This is a genomic window from Citrobacter sp. RHBSTW-00944 (assembly GCF_013615435.1).
GTDB classification, from domain to species: domain Bacteria; phylum Pseudomonadota; class Gammaproteobacteria; order Enterobacterales; family Enterobacteriaceae; genus Citrobacter; species Citrobacter braakii.
On the sequence record NZ_CP055418.1, the window covers coordinates 2,239,400 to 2,259,905 of the forward strand.

Sequence of the window (20,506 nt, forward strand, 5' to 3'; positions counted from 1 at the left end):
GCTCACGTCTAAAAGGAAATATCCCATGAGTAACAAAATAATTACGCTATCTGGCGCTGCTGCAGATGTGTTGTATGCACTGTTTTTCCGCGGAGCATTGCTGTCTGGTGACCTGCCGTCTAAATCTGGTACCGCCGAACTTCGCGAGCTGGGTTTTGCCGAAACCCGCCACACCGCAACTGAATACCAGAAAGAAAATCACTTTACCTTTCTGACATCAGAAGGGCAGAAATTTGCCGTAGAACACCTGGTCAATACGCGTTTTGGTGAGCAGCAATATTGCGCTTCGATGACGCTTGGCGTTGAGATTGATATCTCTGCCGCACAGAAGGCAATCGGCGAGCTGGAACAGCGCATACACCGTAACACCCTCGCCTTCGAACATCTTCGCAATGGAGTGCCATTCATCAAGGACGCCACTATCGCCAATGGAGCTATCCGCGCAGCGGCAATCGAAACACATCAGCCGGTGACCAATATCTACAACATCAGCTTTGGTGTTCGCAGTGATGAACCGGTGCAGAACAAGGTAACCGTCAGTGCCGATAAGTTCGAAGTTAAACCTGGTGTTGATACCAATCTCGAAACGGTGCTCGAAAATGTGCTGAAAAACGCTGCTGAATGTGCGGCGCGTGATGTCGCAAAGCAGGTGGCAGCAGACAAGAAAGCGATGGATGAACTGGCAAAAACAATCCGCAAAGCTATTCACAATGAATGCCTGGCTGGTGGGATTATTTGGCAAAGATTCAACCGATAGGATGCAATTGATAATTATTATCAAAAGGTACTCCCGGAGGGGGACCCTGCCACGGGGCGGCTGGCTCGCGGAAAACGGCTAGTTTTTCGGATCTAAGGTCATCATCATCATTTGCGCAGGTTATTGATCTCATTAGAGGCGATTTCGTGCAGATGTCGAATCGTTTAAAAAGTGTTCACCATCATGGACCAGGAAATTGCCACTTTAAAACTGAACATCAACCAGCTGGCGGGGATCACTGGCGTACACCGTCAGACGGTTGCCGCCAGGCTGAAAAATATTGAACCGGCACCAGGTAGCAACAGCAAATTAAAGCTTTACCTGATCACCGACATTCTGACCGAACTGATGATCCCTACTGTGTCAGCCAATATCGATGACATGCCGCCATCGGACAGGCTTTCCCACTGGAAAGCTGAGAATGAGCGACTTAAGTTTGAGCAGGACACGGGGCAGCTCATTCCCGCCGATGAAGTTGCGCGCGAATTCTCATTGATGGCGAAAGCCGTCGTCATGGTACTTGAAACCCTCCCTGATGTACTTGAGCGTGACTGTGCATTAACGCCTGTTGCGGTTTCTCGCGTGCAGAGCGTTATCGATGACCTGCGCGATCAGATGGCGGAGAGGGTACAGGATGCTGAAGCAGAGGAGGAAGAGCCAGAGGAGGACTGATGGCAAAGCGGGCATCTGCCAGAGGCATCCGCCGCGATGTTTCTGGTATCTTACGTGCCCCGCGTCGAATGCAGGTGGCCGATGCGGTCAGTACTTATATGCGCGTGCCAATGGGGGCGGGTAACTCCGTTCCATGGGATCCGGATCTGGCACCTTACGTGATTGAACCGATGAACTGTCTGGCATCACGTGAATATGACGCGGTGGTGTTTGTTGGTCCGGCGCGAACCGGTAAAACCATTGGTCTGATTGATGGCTGGATTGTTTACAACGTTGTTTGTGATCCTGCTGATATGCTCCTGATTCAGATGACTGAGGAAAAGGCGCGCGAGCACTCCAAAAAGCGTCTTGATCGTACATTCCGTTGCAGCCCTGAAGTGAAATCCCGACTGAGCCCGAGGCGTAACGATAACAACGTATATGATCGCACGTTTCGTGCCGGGAACTACCTGAAAATCGGCTGGCCATCGGTCAATATTATGTCCTCATCGGACTATAAATGCGTGGCACTGACCGATTATGACCGTTTCCCGGAAGACATTGACGGGGAAGGTGACGCCTTTTCACTGGCATCAAAGCGAACCACAACGTTCATGTCATCAGGTATGACACTGGTTGAGAGTTCGCCGGGCCGCGATATACGTGACACAAAATGGCGCCGTAGCTCACCACATGAAGCACCTCCCTCAACGGGGATTCTGGCGCTGTACAACCGTGGTGATCGCCGTCGCCTTTACTGGCCGTGCCCACATTGCGGTGAATATTTCCAGCCTGAAATGGACAACATGACAGGTTATCACGATATCGCAGACCCTGTTCAGGCCAGCGAGAAAGCGAGTCTTCAATGCCCTGCCTGTAAAGATCACATCACGCCGGATATGAAGCGTTCGCTGAATATGAAAGGCGTGTGGCTACGCGATGGGCAAACCATCGGCAGCGATGGTGTTATCACTGGAGAAGGGCGCCGCTCGCGCATTGCCTCCTTCTGGATGGAAGGACCCGCCGCCGCGTACCAGACCTGGGCGCAGCTCATCTATAAATTTCTTACTGCCGAGCAGGACTATCAGGCCACCGGCAGCGAGGAAGCGCTGAAGACGGTAATCAACACAGACTTTGGGCGTCCGTACCTTCCCCGATCCAGCATGGAGCAGCGTAAAAGTGAATTGCTTGAGCAGCGTGCAGAGGATGTACCAAAACGCTCTGTTCCGGACGGGGTTTGTTTTCTTATGGCGACCGTCGACGTTCAGGCGGGGCGCAACCGGCGTTTTGTTGTTCAGATTACTGGTTACGGCAGCATGGGAGAGCGCTGGCTGGTGGACCGCTACAACATCCGGCAGTCGATGCGCCATGACGCCAATGGTGAGAGCCAGCAGATTGACCCGGCAAGCTATCCGGAAGACTGGGATTTATTGCTGACCGATGCGTTTAACAAAGCCTGGCCATTGGCATCGGATCCGACCCGGTGTATGCGGCTGATGGCGATGGCCGTTGACTCCGGCGGTGAGGATGGTGTGACCGACAACGCTTATAAATTCTGGCGTAAGTGCCGTCGGGAGGGACTAGGAAAACAGGTTTATCTGTTCAAAGGCGACAGTGTCCGCCGGTCAAAACTCATCTCCAGAACCTTTCCTGATAATACCGGACGCTCAAGTCGACGAGCACAGGCTTCTGGTGATGTCCCGCTTTACCTGCTCCAGACCGATGCTCTGAAAGACAGGGTGAACAACGCTTTGTGGCGTGATTCACCTGGCCCTGGCTATGTGCATTTCCCTGACTGGCTCGGCAGCTGGTTTTACGATGAACTGACCTATGAGGAGCGTTCGACCGATGGTAAATGGAGTAAGCCGGGACGTGGTGCAAATGAAGCATTTGACCTGCTGGTCTACGCTGATGCGCTCGCCATCCTCCACGGCTACGAGAAAATCAAATGGCCCGCTGCTCCTGAGTGGGCGAGGCGGGAAACCTGGCTGGAGAACGCGCCGCCGGAAGCTGGCGAAGCGTCATCCCAGGCACCAGAACCAGTACCCGCCAAAAAACGGAAGCGGAAAAAGCCCGTAACCGATGATGCTAACCCTTGGAGTACTTCAGGAGGATGGTTGTGAACCGTGTTGATATTGAAGCCATGATCCAGCGTTATACCGAAGCCGAAATGGCGGTGTTGGATGGCAAAACTATCCGTTTCAATGGGCAGGAAATGACGATGGAGAACCTGTCGGAAATCCGTAAAGGGCGGCAGGAGTGGGAGCGTCGTCTCTCATCTCTTATTTCTCATCGCCGAGGGCGACCCGGTTACCGACTGGCGAGGTTTAAATGAGCCTTTTAGATGATGCGATTGGTGTCTTTTCGCCTGGCTGGAAAGCTGCCCGTCTGCAGGCGCGCGCGAAAATCAGGGCATATGAAGCCGTTACCCCGACCAGAACGCACAAAGGGCGCCGTGAAAACCGTTCGGCAGATCAGCTCAGCAAAATGGGGGCTGTATCACTGCGGGAGCAGGCCCGGTGGCTCGATAACAACCATGATCTGGTGATTGGGGTGTTCGATAAGCTTGAAGAACGGGTGGTGGGTAAAGCCGGAATTATTGTTGAACCCCATCCCAAACTGATGAACGGTCAAATCGCCAAAAAGCTGGCCGATCAGATCCGTAATAAATGGGCAGAATGGTCTGTCAGGCCAGATGTCACAAACCAGTTTACCCGTCCGATGCTTGAGCGCCTGATGTTGCGTACCTGGCTGCGGGATGGCGAAGTGTTTGCCCAGCTTGTCAGTGGAACCGGGAATGGTCTTACGCCAGCAGCCGGTATTCCTTTCTGGCTTGAAGCGCTTGAACCCGATTTTATTCCCATGAATAGCGATGCTGCCAGCCAGCTTAATCAGGGAGTATTTGTCGACAACTGGGGCAGACCAAGGAAATATCAGGTTTATAAAAGCCTGCCCGTTTCAGGCCGTCAGCTTGATACCAAAGAAGTGGATGCGGAAAACATGCTGCATCTTAAATTTGTCCGCCGTCTGCACCAGACCCGGGGCGTATCGATGCTGTCTGGCGTACTGATGCGCCTCAGCGCACTCAAAGAATATGAAGACGCCGAGCTCACCGCCGCACGTATTGCTGCCGCGCTGGGCATGTACATCAAAAAGGGGGACGGGCAAAGCTTCGAAGAGAGTAACAGTTCTTCCGACGATGATGATCGGGAAGTGATGATTCAGCCAGGCATCATTTATGACGATCTTAAGCCTGGTGAAGATATCGGCATGGTGAAATCTGACCGACCCAATCCTAACCTTGAAACCTTCCGTAATGGGCAACTTCGCGCTGTCGCAGCCGGCAGTCGACTCAGCTTTTCAAGCACAGCCAGAAACTACAACGGCACCTATAGCGCGCAGCGGCAGGAACTGGTGGAATCAACAGACGGTTATCTCATTTTGCAGGACTGGTTTATTGGCGCGGTGACCCGGCCAATGTACCGCGCCTGGCTGAAAATGGCGGTGGCCGCCGGCGAGATTAAATTGCCCCGCGGTCTGGATATGGAGTCGCTGTACTCGGCAGTTTATTCCGGCCCTGTTATGCCGTGGATCGATCCGGTTAAAGAGGCCAACGCCTGGAAGTTACAGATCCGGGGCGGAGCGGCAACGGAATCCGACTGGGTCCGCGCCAGCGGACGTAACCCGAACGATGTGAAGGCGCGACGGAAGGCAGAAATCGACGAAAACAAAGAGATGGGGCTGGTGTTTGACACTGACCCTGCCAATGACAAAGGAGGCACAAGTGCCGAAGCCAAAGAACCGGGCGCATCACCGTCCGAAAGCCAGCGCAAAAAGTAATTCCTGGTTCCGTATGCAGGCCAGCGCCGACAACGAAGCGGATATTTATATCTACGACGAGATCGGCTACTGGGGGGTGACGGCGCGCCAGTTTGTGAATGACCTGAAGGCGCTGGGCGACATTACCCATATCAACCTTCATATCAATTCGCCCGGTGGTGATGTCTTTGATGGCATCGCCATTTTTAATGCCCTGAAGCATCACGGCGCAGCGATCACCGTTCACATCGATGGTCTGGCAGCTTCAATGGCTTCGGTGATTGCGATGGTTGGCAACCCGGTCATTATGCCGGAAAACACCATGATGATGATCCACAAACCATGGGGATTCGCAGGTGGTGATGCCAACGATATGCGGGATTATGCCGATCTGCTGGATAAGGTTGAGTCTGTCCTGATCCCGGCGTACGCGGAGAAAACAGGAAAAACGACCGAGGAAATCGCCGCCATGCTGGACGATGAAACCTGGATGGATGGTAAAGAATGCCTGGCGCATGGCTTTGCCGATCAGGTCACTACATCTCTGCAGGCGATGGCCTGTATTCAATCAAAACGTATCGAGGACTTTGAAAAGATGCCAAACAGCATTCGTAACATGATCACCCCGCCGCGCAATACTACCCAGCGCGAACCGCAGCAACCGCAACCACAGATGGCGACAACGACGATCCCTGCGCCAGCGTCAACTTCTGATGAAGCCACTATCCGTGCACAGGTGCTTGCCGAGCAAAAGAACCGTGTTACCGCGATTAACGATCTCTTTGCGATGTTCGGCGGCAAGCATCATGAGTTGCAGAATAAATGCATCGCGGATCCGGAATGCACCGTTGCACAGGCTAAAGATGAACTGCTGGCAGCGCTGGGCAAAAATGCAACCCCGTCGAATAAAACCACGGATGCGCATATTTACGCCGGGAACGGTAACTTTGTTGGCGATGGAGTTCGCCAGGCACTGATGGCGCGCGCGGGCTTTGAGAGCCTGGAGCGTGACAACGTCTATAACGGCATGACGCTGCGCGAATATGCCCGTATGGCGTTGACCGAGCGCGGCATCGGCGTTTCCAGCTATAACCCGATGCAGATGGTCGGTATGGCACTGACGCACAGCACGTCTGACTTCGGCAATATCCTGCTCGACGTTGCTAATAAAGCGTTGCTTCAGGGCTGGGAGGAAGCGGCAGAAACTTTTGAGCAGTGGACCAAGAAAGGCCAGTTGTCTGACTTTAAAACGGCGCATCGTGTCGGTCTGGGTGGTTTCTCCTCCCTGCGCCAGGTACGCGAGGGGGCTGAATATAAGTATGTGACCACCAAAGATAAAGGTGAAAGCATCGCGCTGGCCACCTACGGTGAAATCTTCTCTATTACCCGTCAGGTTATCATCAACGACGATCTGAATCAGTTAACCGATGTACCTATGAAGATGGGGCGCGCGGCAAAAGGGACGATTGGCGATCTGGTATATGCCGTTCTTACCGAAAACGCGAAATTGGCTGATGGCAAGCCGCTGTTCCATGCTGATCACGGCAATATTTCCGCAGGCGCGATTTCTGTAGCCAGCCTTGATGAAGCGCGCAAGATGATGCGCCTTCAGAAAGAGGGAGAGCGTCCCCTGAATATTCGCCCGGCATTCATGCTGGTGCCAGTCGCCCTCGAAACCCTGGCAAACCAGACGATCAAGTCTGCCAGTGTGAAAGGGGCAGATATCAACGCCGGTATCATGAACCCAATTCAGAACTTTGCTGAAGTTATCGCGGAGCCGCGTCTTGACGCTAAAGACACCAGTGCCTGGTATCTGGCCGCCGCTAAGGGCACGGACACCATCGAAGTGGCTTACCTGAACGGCGTTGATACTCCGTATATCGATCAGCAGGAAGGCTTCACGACCGATGGTATTGCGACCAAGGTGCGCATCGATGCTGGTGTTTCCCCTCTGGATTATCGTGGACTGGCGAAATCTACCGGGAAATAATTCCTTCCACCCAAGCAGCACATCACAGCCCATCAGGGCTTTTTTTGTATCTGAATTCGGCCCCAACAGGGGCTGGATGGAGACTGAATTTATGGCGAATAATTTTGTACAGCATGGCAAAACTATTGAGATTGCTAACACGGGCAGCGTTGCGATCCTGAGTGGTTCGCCGGTGCTGGTGGGGAAAGTCGTGGCGATTGCCATTACTGATATTCCGGCAGGCCAGGCGGGGGACGGTTTTGCCGAAGGGGTTTTCCTGCTGCCCAAGCTGACTACCGATGCGATCACCATCGGTGAGCAGGTTCATATCAAAGATGGCAAAGTGCAGAACGACGCGACAGGTGCCGAGCTGGCCGGGGTAGCCTGGGAAGATGCTGCTGCCAGTTCCGCAATTGTAGCTGTGAAAATCAATGCCTAATCCCTTTGACAGACTTGTCAGCCGCATGGATGCGGTCACGGTAAACAAAATGGGCAAGCCAGCGACCATCAACGGGGAGCCCATGATTGTTATTCCGGCTGAGTTTCTGGAAGAAATGGGGCCTTTGAGCGGAACAGGGCGGTCACTGGTGGTGTTTACTGCAGGATACAGGCCGCGCCGTAATGACGTGGTGATTTTTGAAGGGGAGGAATTTCATCTTACCCGCCACGAACGCTTTAACAGCAAGCCACGCATCTTTATCGAATAAGCAGGGGGGAATATGTCGATTAAGGGGCTGGAGCAGGCCATTGCTAACCTGAACAGCATCAGTAAAAAAGCTGTACCGCGCGCTTCCGCCCAGACGGTGAATCGTATCGCCACACAGGCGGTCAATCGCAGTGTGTCCGCTGTCGCGAAATCAACCCGCGTCCCCCGAAAACTGGTCAGGCAGCGTGCGCGGGTACGCCGGGCAACGGTGGCGAAGCCGCGCGCTCTGATTCGCATAAACCGCGGTAATCTTCCTGCTATCAAACTGGGACCATCCAGCATGCGTCTGTCCCGGCGTAAACGGGATAAGTCTGGTACGAACAGTGAGCTACGTGTAGGGCGTTTCCGTTTCCCAGGGGCCTTTATTCAGCAACTGGCAAACGGCCGCTGGCATATTTTGCGGCGTACCACGAAGAGCCGGTATCCAATTGAAGTGGTCAGTATTCCCCTGGCCATTCCCCTGACCGAGACATTCCGGGCTGAAGTGCCAAAACTTATGGACGAACGTATGCCGCAAATTATGCGACAAAACCTGTCTAACCAACTGAGGTTGATCCTTAAACGATGAAAAACAGTGATATCCGCAAAGCCGTACTAACCGCGCTCCAGCGCAATATCTCAGATGCAGTGACATGGTTCGACGGTCGTCCTGGGTTTCTGGATGAGCAGGATCTTCCGGCGGTAGCGGTTTACCTTTCTGACGCCCGGGCCTCGGATGAAAGTGTTGATGAAGATATGTGGACAGCCGTGCTGCATGTTGAGGTGTTTCTGAAAGCCACGGCTACAGACAGTGCTCTGGATTCCTGGATGGAGGACCGCATCTATCCGGCAATGGCTGATGTTCCCGAACTGGCAAATCTTCTCGAATTGATGGCGGCTCAGGGATATGACTATCAGCGCGATGAAGAGGCCATGACGTGGGGATCTGCCGACCTCAGTTACTCCATCAGCTACATTATGTGAGGACGTAATGACTACACCAAACCCACTGGCGCCAGTAAAGGGTGCCACCACCACGCTCTGGATTTATTCCGGATCGGGTAACCCGTTCGCCAACCCGGTATCGGATGTTGACTGGACGCGGCTGGCAAAGATTAAAGACCTGCAGCCCGGCGAACTGACTGCCGAATCAAACGACGATACCTACCTGGACGACGATGATGCCGACTGGACTGCTACCTCGCAGGGGCAGAAATCGGCGGGGGAGGCCAGTTTTACGCTGGCCTGGAAACCTGCCGAGAGCGGGCAGCAGGATCTGGTTCGCTGGTTTGATGACGGTACCGTACTGGCGTACAAAATCAAATACCCGAATGGCGCCATCGATGTGTTCCGTGGCTGGGTGAGCAGCCTGGGTAAAACGGTGACGGCAAAAGACACCATTACCCGTTCTGTCAAAATCAGCAACAACGGCAAACCAGGCCTTGCGGAAGACACTGCTGTTGCAGTGATCGACGTAACCGGCGTCAGCCTGGATAAAGCGACCACCACCGTTGCAGTTGCTGCCACCACCACGCTGAATGTCACCGTGGCGCCAGCCAGCGCGAGCGATCCATCTTTCCGGGCCACCACCACGGATGCAGGTAAAGCCACGGTGGCTGTCGCCGGTACGGTGCTGACGGTCACCGGTATTGCCGCCGGAACCGCTGACATTATCGTAATGACCAACGACGGGCTGTTTGTTGCGACCTGTAAAGTCACCGTTTCCTGACCTCCGGGGCTGTGGCCCCGCTTTCTGGAGTAACCCATGTTTTTAAAAAGTGAACCGTTCGAACGTAACGGTAATACAGTCACGCTCTACGAACTGTCGGCACTGCAGCGTATTGAGCATCTTGAACACCTGAAGGCGCTGGAAAGTATCACCGATGCCGACATGCAGGCGGCGATGGATATGACGATTAAATCCGGCGCACTGCTGGTGGCCATGTCGTTATGGCATGGCCACCCCCTGAAAGGGACGCACAAAACGCCGAAAGAAGATGTTGAGCAGATCCAGAATGAGGTGCTGATGACCTGGCCACTGGAGATTGTTTCCGCAGCAGAGTACAGCGTGAAGCTGTTATCCGGCATGGTGCCGCTGCAGGAAGCGGATGATCCAGAGGATATCGCTGTGACTGAGCCGGTCAGTCTGGAAAAGTCCTCGCCAGCGAGCTGACATTCGTCCTGAAACTGGCGCGTGAATTTCGCCGCCCGGACTGGCGCGCCATGCTTGCTGGTATGTCGTCAACGGAATACGCCGACTGGCGAACGTTCTACCAGGACAATTTTTTTAATGATGCGCAACTGGATGCACATTTTTCCTCGCTGATGCATATCGTCATTACCGCGCTTGACCCCAAAACCACATCAACCCCTGCCAGCTTCAGCCTGCTTTCACCTTCTGCGGAGGATATTGCCGATGATGAACCTGGTGACGCTGTGTTGATGGCAAAGGCCGAGGGCATTTCAGGAGGTGTTCGCTATGGCCCAGACGGCAGTGGGTGACCTGGTCGTTAACCTTGACGTTAATTCGTCAAAGTTCAACGAGCAGATGGAGTATGTAAAACGGCAGTTTAAGCAGACGGGTGACGCAGCGAATGACTCAGCGCTGAAGGTCCAGCAGTCATTTACCCGTCAGGAGAGCGCCGCGAAGAAGGTCGGTATTTCTGTAGGGCAGTACAACGCGGCGATGCGTATGCTGCCTGCGCAGTTTACGGATATCGCCACTCAACTGGCCGGTGGGCAGAGCCCATGGCTCATCCTGCTGCAGCAGGGCGGGCAGGTGAAAGACTCCTTCGGCGGTATTATGCCGACCTTCAGGGCGCTGCTGGGCACCATATCGCCGGTGATGGTGGGGGTTGGCGCGCTGGCAGCCGCTACCGGCGCGATGGTTTACGCCTGGTATCAGGGCTCGTCCACGCTGTCTGATTTCAACAAAACGCTGGTCCTGTCCGGTAACACTGCCGGGCTGACCTCAAACCGCATGCTGGTGCTGGCGAAATCCGGCGAGCAGGCGGGACTCACGTTTAACCAGACCAGCGGCGCGTTGACGGAGCTGGTCAACGCCGGAGTGCGTGCCGGTGCCAGGTTCGATGAGATGAGTCAGGCGGTAGCGAAATTTACCGATGCGTCGGGTGTGCCGGTCGATAAGGTGGCGGCGGCATTCGGCAAACTGACGAACGATCCGACCTCTGGTCTGATTGCCATGGCGCAGCAGTTCCACAACGTTACCGCGGAACAGATTGCTTATGTGGCGCAACTGCAACGCGCCGGTGATGAAGCAGGGGCGCTGCAGGCGGCTAATGATGCGGCGACGAACGGTTTTCGTGAGCAGACAAAGAGCCTGCGCGAAAATATGGGGTCGATTGAGTCTGCTGCCGACAGCCTGAAGCGCGCCTTTAAATCGATGTGGGATGCGGCACTCGATATCGGGCGGCCTGACACCACGCAGGAGATGGTTGCCAAAGCTGAAGCGGCCTTTAAGCGGGCGGATGAAATCTGGAATCTGCGTAAAGGTGATGGTTATGTCAATGATGATGCGCGCGCCAGCTACTGGAACGATCGGGAATCTGCACGACTTGCACTGGAAATGGCGCAACAGCAGGCCAGTGTGGCAAAGGCAACTGAGGATAACGCAGCCCGCGAGGCGGTGATTGAATCTGACCGCCAGAAGTATGCCGCACAGGCGCAGTCGAATTATGCAAAGACGCAGACTGCGCTGGAGAAGTACACGGCCCGTCAGAATGAACTGAACAAGGCGCTGAAAGACGGACGGATCCTCCAGGCTGACTACAACATCAATCTGGAAGCTGCGAAAAAAGAATACGACGACTCGCTGAAGAAACCCAAAGCCCCTTCAGCGGTAAAAACACCTGCAGGTGTAAAAAGTGTCGATACTGCCAGCGCACAGACGCTGGAGCTGGAGGCGCAGTTACGCACTCTGCAGGAGCATAAGAGCATCACGGATACCATCAGCCAGCAGCGGCAGGAATTGTGGAAACAACAATCCCGCTTTTCGGTGCTGGAAGAAGCCGCCAAAAAACGCGCGTTGACCGCCGATGAAAAATCGGTGCTGGCGAATAAAGACGAGGTACTGGCGCGGGCCGAAGTGAATGCCCGGCTTGGCGATCAGATTGTTGCCCAGGAGCGGTTAAACCGCCTTCAGGACAGCTCGCAGAAGTACGTTACCCAGATCGGGGAGAAAACCAGAGCGCTGGTGGCCGGGGGCAGCATGAGCAGTCGCGGCTCGCAGCGGCAAAACGAAGAGGCACAGCTGCGGCAGGGCTGGATGAATGCCGGCGGTACGGACACCGATCAGGATTATCAGAACGAACTGGACGCACTGAAGAAATATTATGCTGCACAGGACGAGCTCCGTGGTAACTGGCAGGCTGGGGCGAAATCAGCGTGGGCTGACTATGCCGATTCAGCAGCTGATGCCTATGGTTCGATGAAGTCCGCTGCTTCAGCCACATTCGATGGTATCAGCCAGAATATGGCCGATATGCTGACGACAGGGAAAGCAAACTGGGCAGATTTCACCCGTTCCACGTTGTCGATGCTGACGCAGATCCTGATGAAGCAGGCCATGGCCGGCCTGGTCAGTTCCGCCACGTCAGCGCTGGGTTTCGCTGGCGGTGGTTATACCGGATCCGGCGGTAAGTATGAGCCTGCAGGTGTGGTGCACCGTGGAGAGTTTGTCTTTACGCAGGAAGCCACCAACCGAATAGGTGTCGGCAACCTTTATCGCATGATGCGCGGCTATGCGACTGGTGGTCTGGTCGGGGGGAGTGGCGGTGGCGTTGCTTCTCCTTTTGGTGTCAGCGTGTATGCACCGGTTTCGGTTACAACAGGCCAGGGGGATTCCGGTCAGCAGAAAGGAAACGGCGATGCGCTGGGGAAAGCTTATCAGCAGGTGATCAACAATTCCATCAGAGAAGGTATCACCAGAGAGGTCCGACCCGGAGGCATTATCTGGAATGCAACAAAACAGAGGTAAGCAATGGCGATTGAGCATTTTGCGTGGCGGATTAAAGCATCCAGCCAGCCGACCCTGAAAAGTAAGGATACCGTCCGTACGGCGCAGTTTGGTGATGGCTATAAGCAGGTGTCAGGTGCCGGGCTGAATGATGAAACGCTCAGTTATGAGTTTTCATTTACCGGCGAACCGCAAACCGTCCGGGATATTTATGCTTTCCTGCGGCGCCATAAGACGAAATCATTTTCCTTTACCCCGCCAGGCGGTGATCTTGCGCTGTGGCGCGTTGAGGCAGAGAGCCTGCAGCGCATCACCAAAAGTAAAACGGTGGAAACCGTATCAGCCACCTTTGAACAGGCGTTTGCACCATGAGCTTAAATAGTGATTATCAGAAACTTGAGCCGGGCAATGTTGTCCGGCTTTTTGATGTCGATGGCACCGCATTTGGTGTTTCCGACGTTCTCCGCTTCCACGCCCACAATATTGCCCACACTGCCGATGAAATCGCCGCTGCTGGTGGAGATGAAAATAAGCTACCGGCGAAATCGATCTGGTGGCAGGGGCATGAATATAGAGCCTGGCCCTGCCAGATCGAGGGTATTGAGACGGCGACCGACGGGACCAGCGCGCAGCCGACGCTGTCGGTCGCTAACCTGGACAGTTCCATTACGGCGCTGTGTCTTGCTTATGATGACCTGCTGCAGGCAAAGGTCACGATTCATGACACGCTGACGCAGTATCTGGATGCGAAAAATTATCCGGAGGGCAACCCGTCTGCGGATCCTCAGCAGGAAAAGCTGAAGGTGTTTTATATAGACGCCAAGAGCACTGAAACCAACGAAGTGGTGGCGTTTACGTTGTCCAGCCCGATGGATCTGCAGGGTCTGATGATCCCGACACGCCAGCTACATTCGCTTTGTACCTGGTGTATCCGTAACAAATACCGCTCCGGTGATGGATGCGACTATGCCGGGACGCGTTATTTCGACAAGCACAACAACCCGGTTGATGATCCCTCGCTGGATGAATGCTCGGGCACACTGACGGCGTGCAAACTTCGCTTCGGCGACGGAAACGAGCTGCCGTTTGGTGGTTTTCCGGGCACTTCCCTTATCAGGAGCTGATATGCGACAGAAAATTATCGATGCCATCATGGCGCATGCCGCCGCCGAATACCCGCGGGAGTGCTGTGGTGTGGTGGTGCAAAAAAGCAGGGTGCAGCGGTACATTCCCTGCCGCAATCTGGCAACCGATCCGACAGAGCATTTCCACCTGTCGCCGGAGGATTACGCTGCTGCTGAAGACAGGGGAACAGTGATTGCCATTGTCCACAGCCACCCGGATGCCACGACGCAGCCAAGTGAACTGGATAAGGCACAGTGCGACGCTACACTGCTTCCGTGGCATATCGTCAGCTGGCCAGAAGGGGATTTACGCACCATTCAGCCGCGGGGCGAGTTGCCGCTGCTGGAACGACCGTTTGTTCTTGGTCATTTTGACTGCTGGGGACTGGTAATGAGTTACTTCCGGCAGACGCATGCTATTGAACTGAAGGACTATCGCGTCGATTACCCCTGGTGGGAAGACAGTTACCCCGAAAACTTCTACCACGATTGCTGGTATGAATGCGGATTCCGTGAATTCAGTGGCGTACCGCAGCCTGGTGATATGGTGATCATGCAGGTCCAGGCCAATAAGTGGAATCACGCGGGAATTCTGCTGGAAGGTAACATGCTGTTGCATCACCTGTATGGGCACCTCAGCCAGCGTGTGCCATACGGCGGCTACTGGCAAGAAAGAACAATGAAGATTCTAAGGTATCGTGATTTCGCAAGTTAAAAAGCTGTATAGCGCATTGATTTATGAATGTTTGGTGTTGTCTTCTATTCATTCAAGATGGTTTAATTACCTCGTTGCATGTTAACAAGGGAAAGACATGAAAAACCATCTACTTGCACTGGCTTTATTATTTTTTTCTTCATTATCAATGGCATATGATAGCGTCAAAGGGTATGGAAACACTTCTTGGGGGATGAGCCCAGAAGCGGTAATTGGTGCTGAAAATGGTAAGGTTCATAAAATCACTCCCCCATTGGAATACTATGAAACATTAGGACTCGTTGGAGTTGATAAAGTTGAAATCGGTGGTGGGAATTTCAAAGTCGTATATCAATTTAAGGAAAGTAAGCTTGTACAGGTTATAGTGCAGTCTATCGATAATAAATTTGTAAATATCAATAAAGGGTTATTTCAATCTGTTGATTCACTTTTGACACAAAAATATGGCACCCCTATTTATAAAGAGCCATATAAAGAGATAGTTTGGAATGTTTCTGGTATGAACGTAAATCTTAGCCATACTATTATTGACGGTATATCTAATTTTGTTACTGTTACGTATAGACCAGAGTCAGAACAGGCTAAAAAAAGTGATAATCTGTAATGCATGAGGTTAATTTTGAAAAAGCTACTTTCTTTAATTTTTTGCGCTCTTCTAACCGCCTGTAGTACCGGGTCTCTCGAAGCGCAGAAACCAATATTTGAAATGCACACCGATAAAGACATTGATACGGTTAACAGATGTATTGCTCCAAAATGGCTTGAATTACGTGCATCTAGTACAAGTATACCGACTGCATCAGGGTATAAAATAACTGCATCAGATGATATCTTTGGCGCTTTATCTATTGTTAATATTGATAAGTCTTCAGGTAGTGGCAGTGATGTTAAAGTTTACGCTGTTGCTAGAGGATGGAATGACCACTGGGCAAATGCAGCAAAATCATGTATGTGATTTTAATTAAAAAGGCCACTTGCGAGTGGCCTTTTTTATGGGGTAAATATGCAAGAAATAATGACTAGGATTGAGCTAGGTGGCGCGTTAGGTAAAACATTTGGTAGAACCCATAACAGACTAATACGTACAACAGCAGAGGCTATCAATGCATTATCAAAAACAATTTGTGGATTTGAGCAATATTTAAATACGAGTAAAAATCGTGGTCTAACGTATGCTGTATTTAAAGGTAAAAGAAATATTGGAAAAGATGATTTATGTTTTCCAGTTACAGGAGAGGTGATAAGAATTATCCCTGTTGTAATTGGCAGTAAAAAGGCTGGCCTACTTCAAACAGTTTTAGGGGCTGTCCTTGTTGTCGTTGGTGTTGCAGTCGGATATTTATCGGGCGGAACTTTATCAGCAGTAGGCTATGGCGCTGCAAAACTAGGCGCTGCAATGATGCTTGGTGGTGTTGTTCAGATGCTTTCGCCACAGCCAGCAGGACTTGCCAGCAAACAGGATGCCGAAAATCGGGCATCATGTGCATTCGGTGGTGTAACTAACACTGCTGCTCAGGGTAATCCAGTTCCGCTTCTATACGGACGCAGGCGTATTGGTGGGGCGATCATCTCTGCCGGTATATACGTCGAAGACCAGCAGTAACAAAATAATCTTCCTTTCAGGCTACCAGATGGTGGCTTTTTTTATGGGCGCAATATGGCTACAACAACCCAGATTAAAGGCCGCAAGGGCGGCAGTTCCAGTTCCCGAACCCCTACCGAACAGCCTGATGATCTGCAATCTGTAGCGAAGGCTAAAATCCTCGTTGCGCTTGGGGAAGGGGAATTTGCAGGGCAATTAACCGGAAAAAATATCTACCTGGACGGCACTGCGTTGGAAAACTTCGACGGCTCCCAAAACTTTAGCGGCGTAACGTGGGAGTTTCGCGCGGGAACGCAGGCACAAAATTACATTCAGGGCATTCCCGGTACCGAAAACGAAATCAATGTTGGAACTGAAGTATCAAGCGCTACTGCCTGGACGCGCACCTTCACCAACACCCAACTATCAGCCGTTCGCCTCCGACTGAAATGGCCTTCACTGTTTAAGCAGGAGGACAACGGCGATCTGGTAGGGTATTCCATCAATTATGCGATAGACCTGCAGACTGATGGTGGGACCTGGCAAACCGTTCTTAATACCAGCGTAACCGGCAAAACGACGTCTGGTTATGAGCGCAGCCACCGTATTGATTTACCGCAGACTGGCAGCACCTGGACAATCCGACTGCGTAAGATCACCACTGATGCAAACAGCGCGAAGATCGGTGACACGATGACGCTGCAGAGTTTTACCGAGGTGATTGACGCCAAGCTGCGCTACCCGAATACCGCGCTGCTGTACATCGAATTCGACTCGAGTCAGTTTAATGGTTCAATACCGCAGATCTCCTGTGAGCCTCGCGGGCGCGTGATCCGTGTTCCTGATAATTACGACCCTGAAACGAGGGCTTACAGCGGTACATGGCAGGGCGCGTTTAAGTGGGCGTGGACTGATAACCCTGCGTGGATATTTTACGATCTGGTGATTACCGATCGCTTTGGTCTGGGTAATCGCCTGACTGCAGCCAACATCGATAAATGGACGTTGTACCAGGTGTCGCAGTATTGCGATCAGTCGGTACCGGATGGAAAGGGTGGAAACGGGACCGAACCACGCTATACCTGTAACGTCTATGTTCAGGACAGGAATGACGCTTACACTGTGCTGCGTGACTTTGCGGCTATATTCCGGGGTATGACGTACTGGGGCGGTGATCAGATTGTTGCGCTTGCCGATATGCCGAGAGATGTGGATTACGCTTACACCCGCGCTAACGTTATCGACGGACGCTTTACCTATTCCAGCAGCACGACAAAAACGCGCTATACAACAGCGCTGGTTTCCTGGTCTGATCCGGGTAACGCCTATGCTGATGCGATGGAGCCAGTGTTTGAGCAGCCTCTGGTGGCCCGGTACGGATTTAATCAGCTGGAAATGACAGCCATCGGCTGTACCCGGCAGTCAGAAGCGAACCGAAAGGGTCGCTGGGGTATTCTCACCAACAACAAGGATCGCGTTGTTTCGTTTGATGTTGGCCTGGACGGAAACATTCCGCAGCCGGGATACATCATCGCCGTGTCAGACGAGCTTCTGTCCGGCAAAGTTATGGGCGGCCGCATCAGTGCTGTTAACGGTCGCGTGATTAAACTTGACCGCGTAGCTGATGCAGCAGCAGGCGATCGCCTTATTCTCAATCTTCCTTCCGGTGCGTCACAGAGCAGGACTATTCAGGCGGTTAACGGGGAATCAGTCACAGTCACCACGGCATACAGTGAGACACCACAGGCCGAAGCTGTATGGGTGGTTGAGTCAGATGAACTCTACGCCCAGCAGTATCGTGTTGTCAGTGTCTCCGATAACAATGATGGTACCTTCTCGATTACCGGCGCATGGCACGACCCTGATAAATATGCCCGTATCGATACCGGAGCCATCATTGACCAGCGGCCGGTGAGTGTGATCCCGCCGGGTAACCAGTCGCCGCCGGCTAACATTGTGATCAGCTCGTTTTCAGTGGTGCAGCAGAATATCAGCGTCGAAACCATGCGTGTGAGCTGGGATCAGGCGCAGAATGCTATCGCCTACGAGGCACAGTGGCGCCGCAATGATGGTAACTGGGTAAACGTGCCGCGCAGCTCCACCACCTCATTTGATGTATCGGGTATTTATGCAGGGCGCTACCTCGTGCGTGTGCGTGCCATTAATGCCGCTGAAATTTCCTCTGGCTGGGGCTACTCCGAAGAGAAAACGCTGACGGGCAAGGTGGGAAATCCACCGAAACCTGTCGGCTTTGCGACAACTCCGATCAACTGGGGGATTCGCCTGAACTGGGGATTCCCGGCTAACACCGGGGACACGCTGAAAACGGAAATTCAGTACACCGCGAACAGTGATTTCTCGAATCCTCTGTTGCTGTCGGATGTGCCTTATCCGTCTGCCGAATACACCCAACTGGGTTTAAAAGCGGGGCAGGAATTCTGGTACCGCGCGCAACTGGTAGACAGAACGGGTAATGAATCAGGCTGGACCGACTGGGTTCGTGGAGAATCTAATGCGAATGCTGACGACTACCTGGGCGATATTGCAGATGACTTTCTCACATCTGCCGACGGTGACCGCCTGACAGGCGACATTGATACCAACCTCGAAGCCGCATTGCAGAATGCGCTGGCCAACCATGGAACAGTTGAGCACCAGTGGGCGCAGTACGGTGAAGTACGTGCGGATATTCTGGTGGTCAAAACGACCATTGCACAGGTCGATAAGGCCATGGCTGAAATGTCCACGCAGGTGCAGGCGCAGTTCAATGATGTGACTGCCGCGCTGGAAGATAAGCTCACCGCCGTGGTTGATGCGACCGGGGCATCTGCAATTTACACCCTTAAAACCGGAGTTCGAATAAACGGTGTGATGTATAACGCCGGGATGTCGATCGCGGTGCTGGCGGAAGCGGGTAAGCCGGTAGTCACCCGCGTCGGATTTAACGCTAATCAGTTCGTCCTGATGAGTGGTAGTGGCAACACGCAATATTCACCGTTTGCGGTGGTCAATGGTCAGGTATTTATCAGCGATGCGTTTATTCAGGATGGCAGCATTACCAATGCCAAAATTGGTAATTTTATCCAGTCGAATAACTTCGTTGCGGGTTCAGCAGGCTGGCGCATTGATAAAAATGGAAACGCTGAATTACATGGCAAACTTTACGCTGACAGTGGCCAGTTTGCATTTAATGGCACCAATAACACTGTCGTCATCAACGGGAATGGGCTGACGGTCAATTTGTCCGGTGGTGGTCGGGTTGTAGTCGGGAGGTGGTGATATGCCGGAGGGGATATTAATCGACTATAACGATGGACGTCCGGTGATGGCAATTACTGCGGGGCTGCGAGCCCCGAGTTTTTGTACATCGTTCTCGGGCTGGTCATCCCAGTTCATGCAGTATCCGGTCAATACGCCACTTGTTGCAGGTTCACAGGTTATCGTGGTGCCAACCAACCCCATTTACATCTATTCCTATGCTGAATTTGATGTGGCCATTATGACCGGCGTCACCCGCAACGGTAATTCCGGGGTAATCATCGGGGCTGAGACAATCGGAGGGAAAAGCATTGTCCCCGACTGGTCAGGCTACGTTATGGAGCTGCTCCCTGCGGCGACGTATAACGAAGGATTACTGGTTTCAAACTCGACTGACTTCACCGCCATATCTAATCAGGCTGCGCTGATGACCTGCGCCTGGTCGGGACGCATTATGGTTAACGGCAGCGCGCCGCTTCCGGTCAGCGGTATTCCTTTTGGCAAATGGGATAACCCGAATGTGTCGGTGGGGTTTGACGGCGGCAGTATCATCGTGCGCGACATTTCCTACACAGGGCGGGATGACGTGGCCGGCACGGCGACGATTGACCTGGTGATATTCAATCAGACCGCACCTGTCGGTGGCGACGGTATCACGATGACCAACGCCGCAGGCCAGGTGACATTCTCCACGCTGAAACGCCCCTTTGTATATGACCGACAAATCCAGATCACCGATGCCTTCCAGGATATAGGCGGCGGGTTCTGCCAGATAGTCTATACCGGCGTGCAGGTGCGTATGAGTGGTGGATGGGGAAATATCAGAACCAAAGGCGTGGTCATGTCTGGCGGCAGCGTCAGGTCAGCCTACAACAAAGTGTTTGCAAACCGTAATTCCGGTTCATGGGATATGACCCGAAACAGAAATATCGCCATGCCCATTCTTATTATTCCTAACATGTACTGAGGAA

At 53.0% G+C, this 20,506-nt stretch carries 22 protein-coding genes; all 22 read left to right on the forward strand.

Annotated features, from left to right (window positions below; all coding sequences use genetic code 11):
• Positions 1–25 precede the first annotated feature (25 nt).
• The 22 genes from HV334_RS10765 to HV334_RS10870 all read left to right on the forward strand — a co-directional run bounded on the left by HV334_RS10765 (position 26) and on the right by HV334_RS10870 (position 20,502).
• Complete coding sequence (locus HV334_RS10765; protein ID WP_181221680.1) at positions 26–757, forward strand: Fur-regulated protein; 732 nt, start codon at positions 26–28, stop codon at positions 755–757.
• A 183-nt stretch (positions 758–940) separates the two neighbouring features.
• Complete coding sequence (locus HV334_RS10770) at positions 941–1,429, forward strand: DUF1441 family protein (RefSeq protein ID WP_088903408.1); 489 nt, start codon at positions 941–943, stop codon at positions 1,427–1,429.
• A complete protein-coding gene (locus HV334_RS10775; RefSeq protein WP_181221682.1) occupies positions 1,429–3,531 on the forward strand; it encodes a phage terminase large subunit family protein in 2,103 nt (700 codons plus the stop codon). Before HV334_RS10770 ends, HV334_RS10775 begins: the two co-directional genes overlap by 1 nt.
• Positions 3,528–3,743 (forward strand): hypothetical protein, encoded by a 216-nt coding sequence (locus tag HV334_RS10780; RefSeq protein ID WP_181221448.1) that lies wholly within the window; start codon positions 3,528–3,530, stop codon positions 3,741–3,743. The genes HV334_RS10775 and HV334_RS10780 overlap by 4 nt, the downstream gene beginning before the upstream one ends.
• Complete coding sequence (locus tag HV334_RS10785) at positions 3,740–5,248, forward strand: phage portal protein (RefSeq protein ID WP_181221451.1); 1,509 nt, start codon at positions 3,740–3,742, stop codon at positions 5,246–5,248. Before HV334_RS10780 ends, HV334_RS10785 begins: the two co-directional genes overlap by 4 nt.
• Positions 5,175–7,217: a ClpP-like prohead protease/major capsid protein fusion protein gene (locus tag HV334_RS10790; RefSeq protein ID WP_181221684.1), complete on the forward strand. Its 2,043-nt coding sequence runs from the start codon at positions 5,175–5,177 to the stop codon at positions 7,215–7,217. The genes HV334_RS10785 and HV334_RS10790 overlap by 74 nt, the downstream gene beginning before the upstream one ends.
• Before the next feature lie 91 nt (positions 7,218–7,308).
• A complete protein-coding gene (locus HV334_RS10795; RefSeq protein WP_181221686.1) occupies positions 7,309–7,635 on the forward strand; it encodes a capsid cement protein in 327 nt (108 codons plus the stop codon).
• Positions 7,628–7,903, forward strand: a complete 276-nt coding sequence (locus HV334_RS10800) for an ATP-binding protein (RefSeq protein WP_049016073.1) — start codon at positions 7,628–7,630, stop codon at positions 7,901–7,903. Before HV334_RS10795 ends, HV334_RS10800 begins: the two co-directional genes overlap by 8 nt.
• Before the next feature lie 12 nt (positions 7,904–7,915).
• Positions 7,916–8,470, forward strand: a complete 555-nt coding sequence (locus HV334_RS10805) for a phage tail protein (RefSeq protein WP_148977610.1) — start codon at positions 7,916–7,918, stop codon at positions 8,468–8,470.
• Positions 8,467–8,865 carry a phage tail terminator protein gene (gpU, locus tag HV334_RS10810; protein ID WP_008784478.1) on the forward strand — a complete coding sequence of 133 codons (399 nt, stop codon included), beginning with the start codon at positions 8,467–8,469 and terminating at the stop codon, positions 8,863–8,865. Before HV334_RS10805 ends, gpU begins: the two co-directional genes overlap by 4 nt.
• 7 nt (positions 8,866–8,872) lie before the next feature.
• On the forward strand, positions 8,873–9,610 hold the full coding sequence (locus HV334_RS10815; protein ID WP_181221688.1) for a phage tail tube protein: 738 nt from the start codon (positions 8,873–8,875) through the stop codon (positions 9,608–9,610).
• A 36-nt stretch (positions 9,611–9,646) separates the two neighbouring features.
• Positions 9,647–10,054, forward strand: coding sequence for a phage minor tail protein G (locus HV334_RS10820; protein ID WP_181221690.1), 408 nt, complete (start codon positions 9,647–9,649; stop codon positions 10,052–10,054).
• A gap of 50 nt (positions 10,055–10,104) precedes the next feature.
• Positions 10,105–10,383 carry a phage tail assembly protein T gene (locus HV334_RS10825; RefSeq protein ID WP_003034817.1) on the forward strand — a complete coding sequence of 93 codons (279 nt, stop codon included), beginning with the start codon at positions 10,105–10,107 and terminating at the stop codon, positions 10,381–10,383.
• Complete coding sequence (locus HV334_RS10830; protein ID WP_181221692.1) at positions 10,361–12,877, forward strand: phage tail tape measure protein; 2,517 nt, start codon at positions 10,361–10,363, stop codon at positions 12,875–12,877. The genes HV334_RS10825 and HV334_RS10830 overlap by 23 nt, the downstream gene beginning before the upstream one ends.
• Before the next feature lie 3 nt (positions 12,878–12,880).
• A complete protein-coding gene (locus tag HV334_RS10835; RefSeq protein WP_181221693.1) occupies positions 12,881–13,228 on the forward strand; it encodes a phage tail protein in 348 nt (115 codons plus the stop codon).
• The gene (locus HV334_RS10840) at positions 13,225–13,980 is read left to right on the forward strand and encodes a phage minor tail protein L (protein WP_181221694.1); all 756 of its coding nucleotides are present in this window, start codon (positions 13,225–13,227) and stop codon (positions 13,978–13,980) included. The genes HV334_RS10835 and HV334_RS10840 overlap by 4 nt, the downstream gene beginning before the upstream one ends.
• A 1-nt stretch (position 13,981) precedes the next feature.
• Positions 13,982–14,695 (forward strand): C40 family peptidase, encoded by a 714-nt coding sequence (locus HV334_RS10845; protein WP_181221695.1) that lies wholly within the window; start codon positions 13,982–13,984, stop codon positions 14,693–14,695.
• 97 nt (positions 14,696–14,792) lie between these two features.
• Positions 14,793–15,299: a hypothetical protein gene (locus tag HV334_RS10850; protein WP_181221696.1), complete on the forward strand. Its 507-nt coding sequence runs from the start codon at positions 14,793–14,795 to the stop codon at positions 15,297–15,299.
• A 15-nt stretch (positions 15,300–15,314) separates the two neighbouring features.
• Positions 15,315–15,650, forward strand: a complete 336-nt coding sequence (locus HV334_RS10855; RefSeq protein WP_181221697.1) for a hypothetical protein — start codon at positions 15,315–15,317, stop codon at positions 15,648–15,650.
• 48 nt (positions 15,651–15,698) lie between these two features.
• Positions 15,699–16,298, forward strand: a complete 600-nt coding sequence (locus HV334_RS10860; RefSeq protein ID WP_181221699.1) for a tail assembly protein — start codon at positions 15,699–15,701, stop codon at positions 16,296–16,298.
• A gap of 54 nt (positions 16,299–16,352) precedes the next feature.
• Entirely contained in the window at positions 16,353–19,556 is a 3,204-nt protein-coding gene (locus HV334_RS10865) for a host specificity protein J (RefSeq protein ID WP_181221701.1), read from the forward strand.
• 1 nt (position 19,557) lies between these two features.
• Positions 19,558–20,502, forward strand: a complete 945-nt coding sequence (locus HV334_RS10870) for a DUF6453 family protein (protein ID WP_181221377.1) — start codon at positions 19,558–19,560, stop codon at positions 20,500–20,502.
• Positions 20,503–20,506 lie beyond the last annotated feature (4 nt).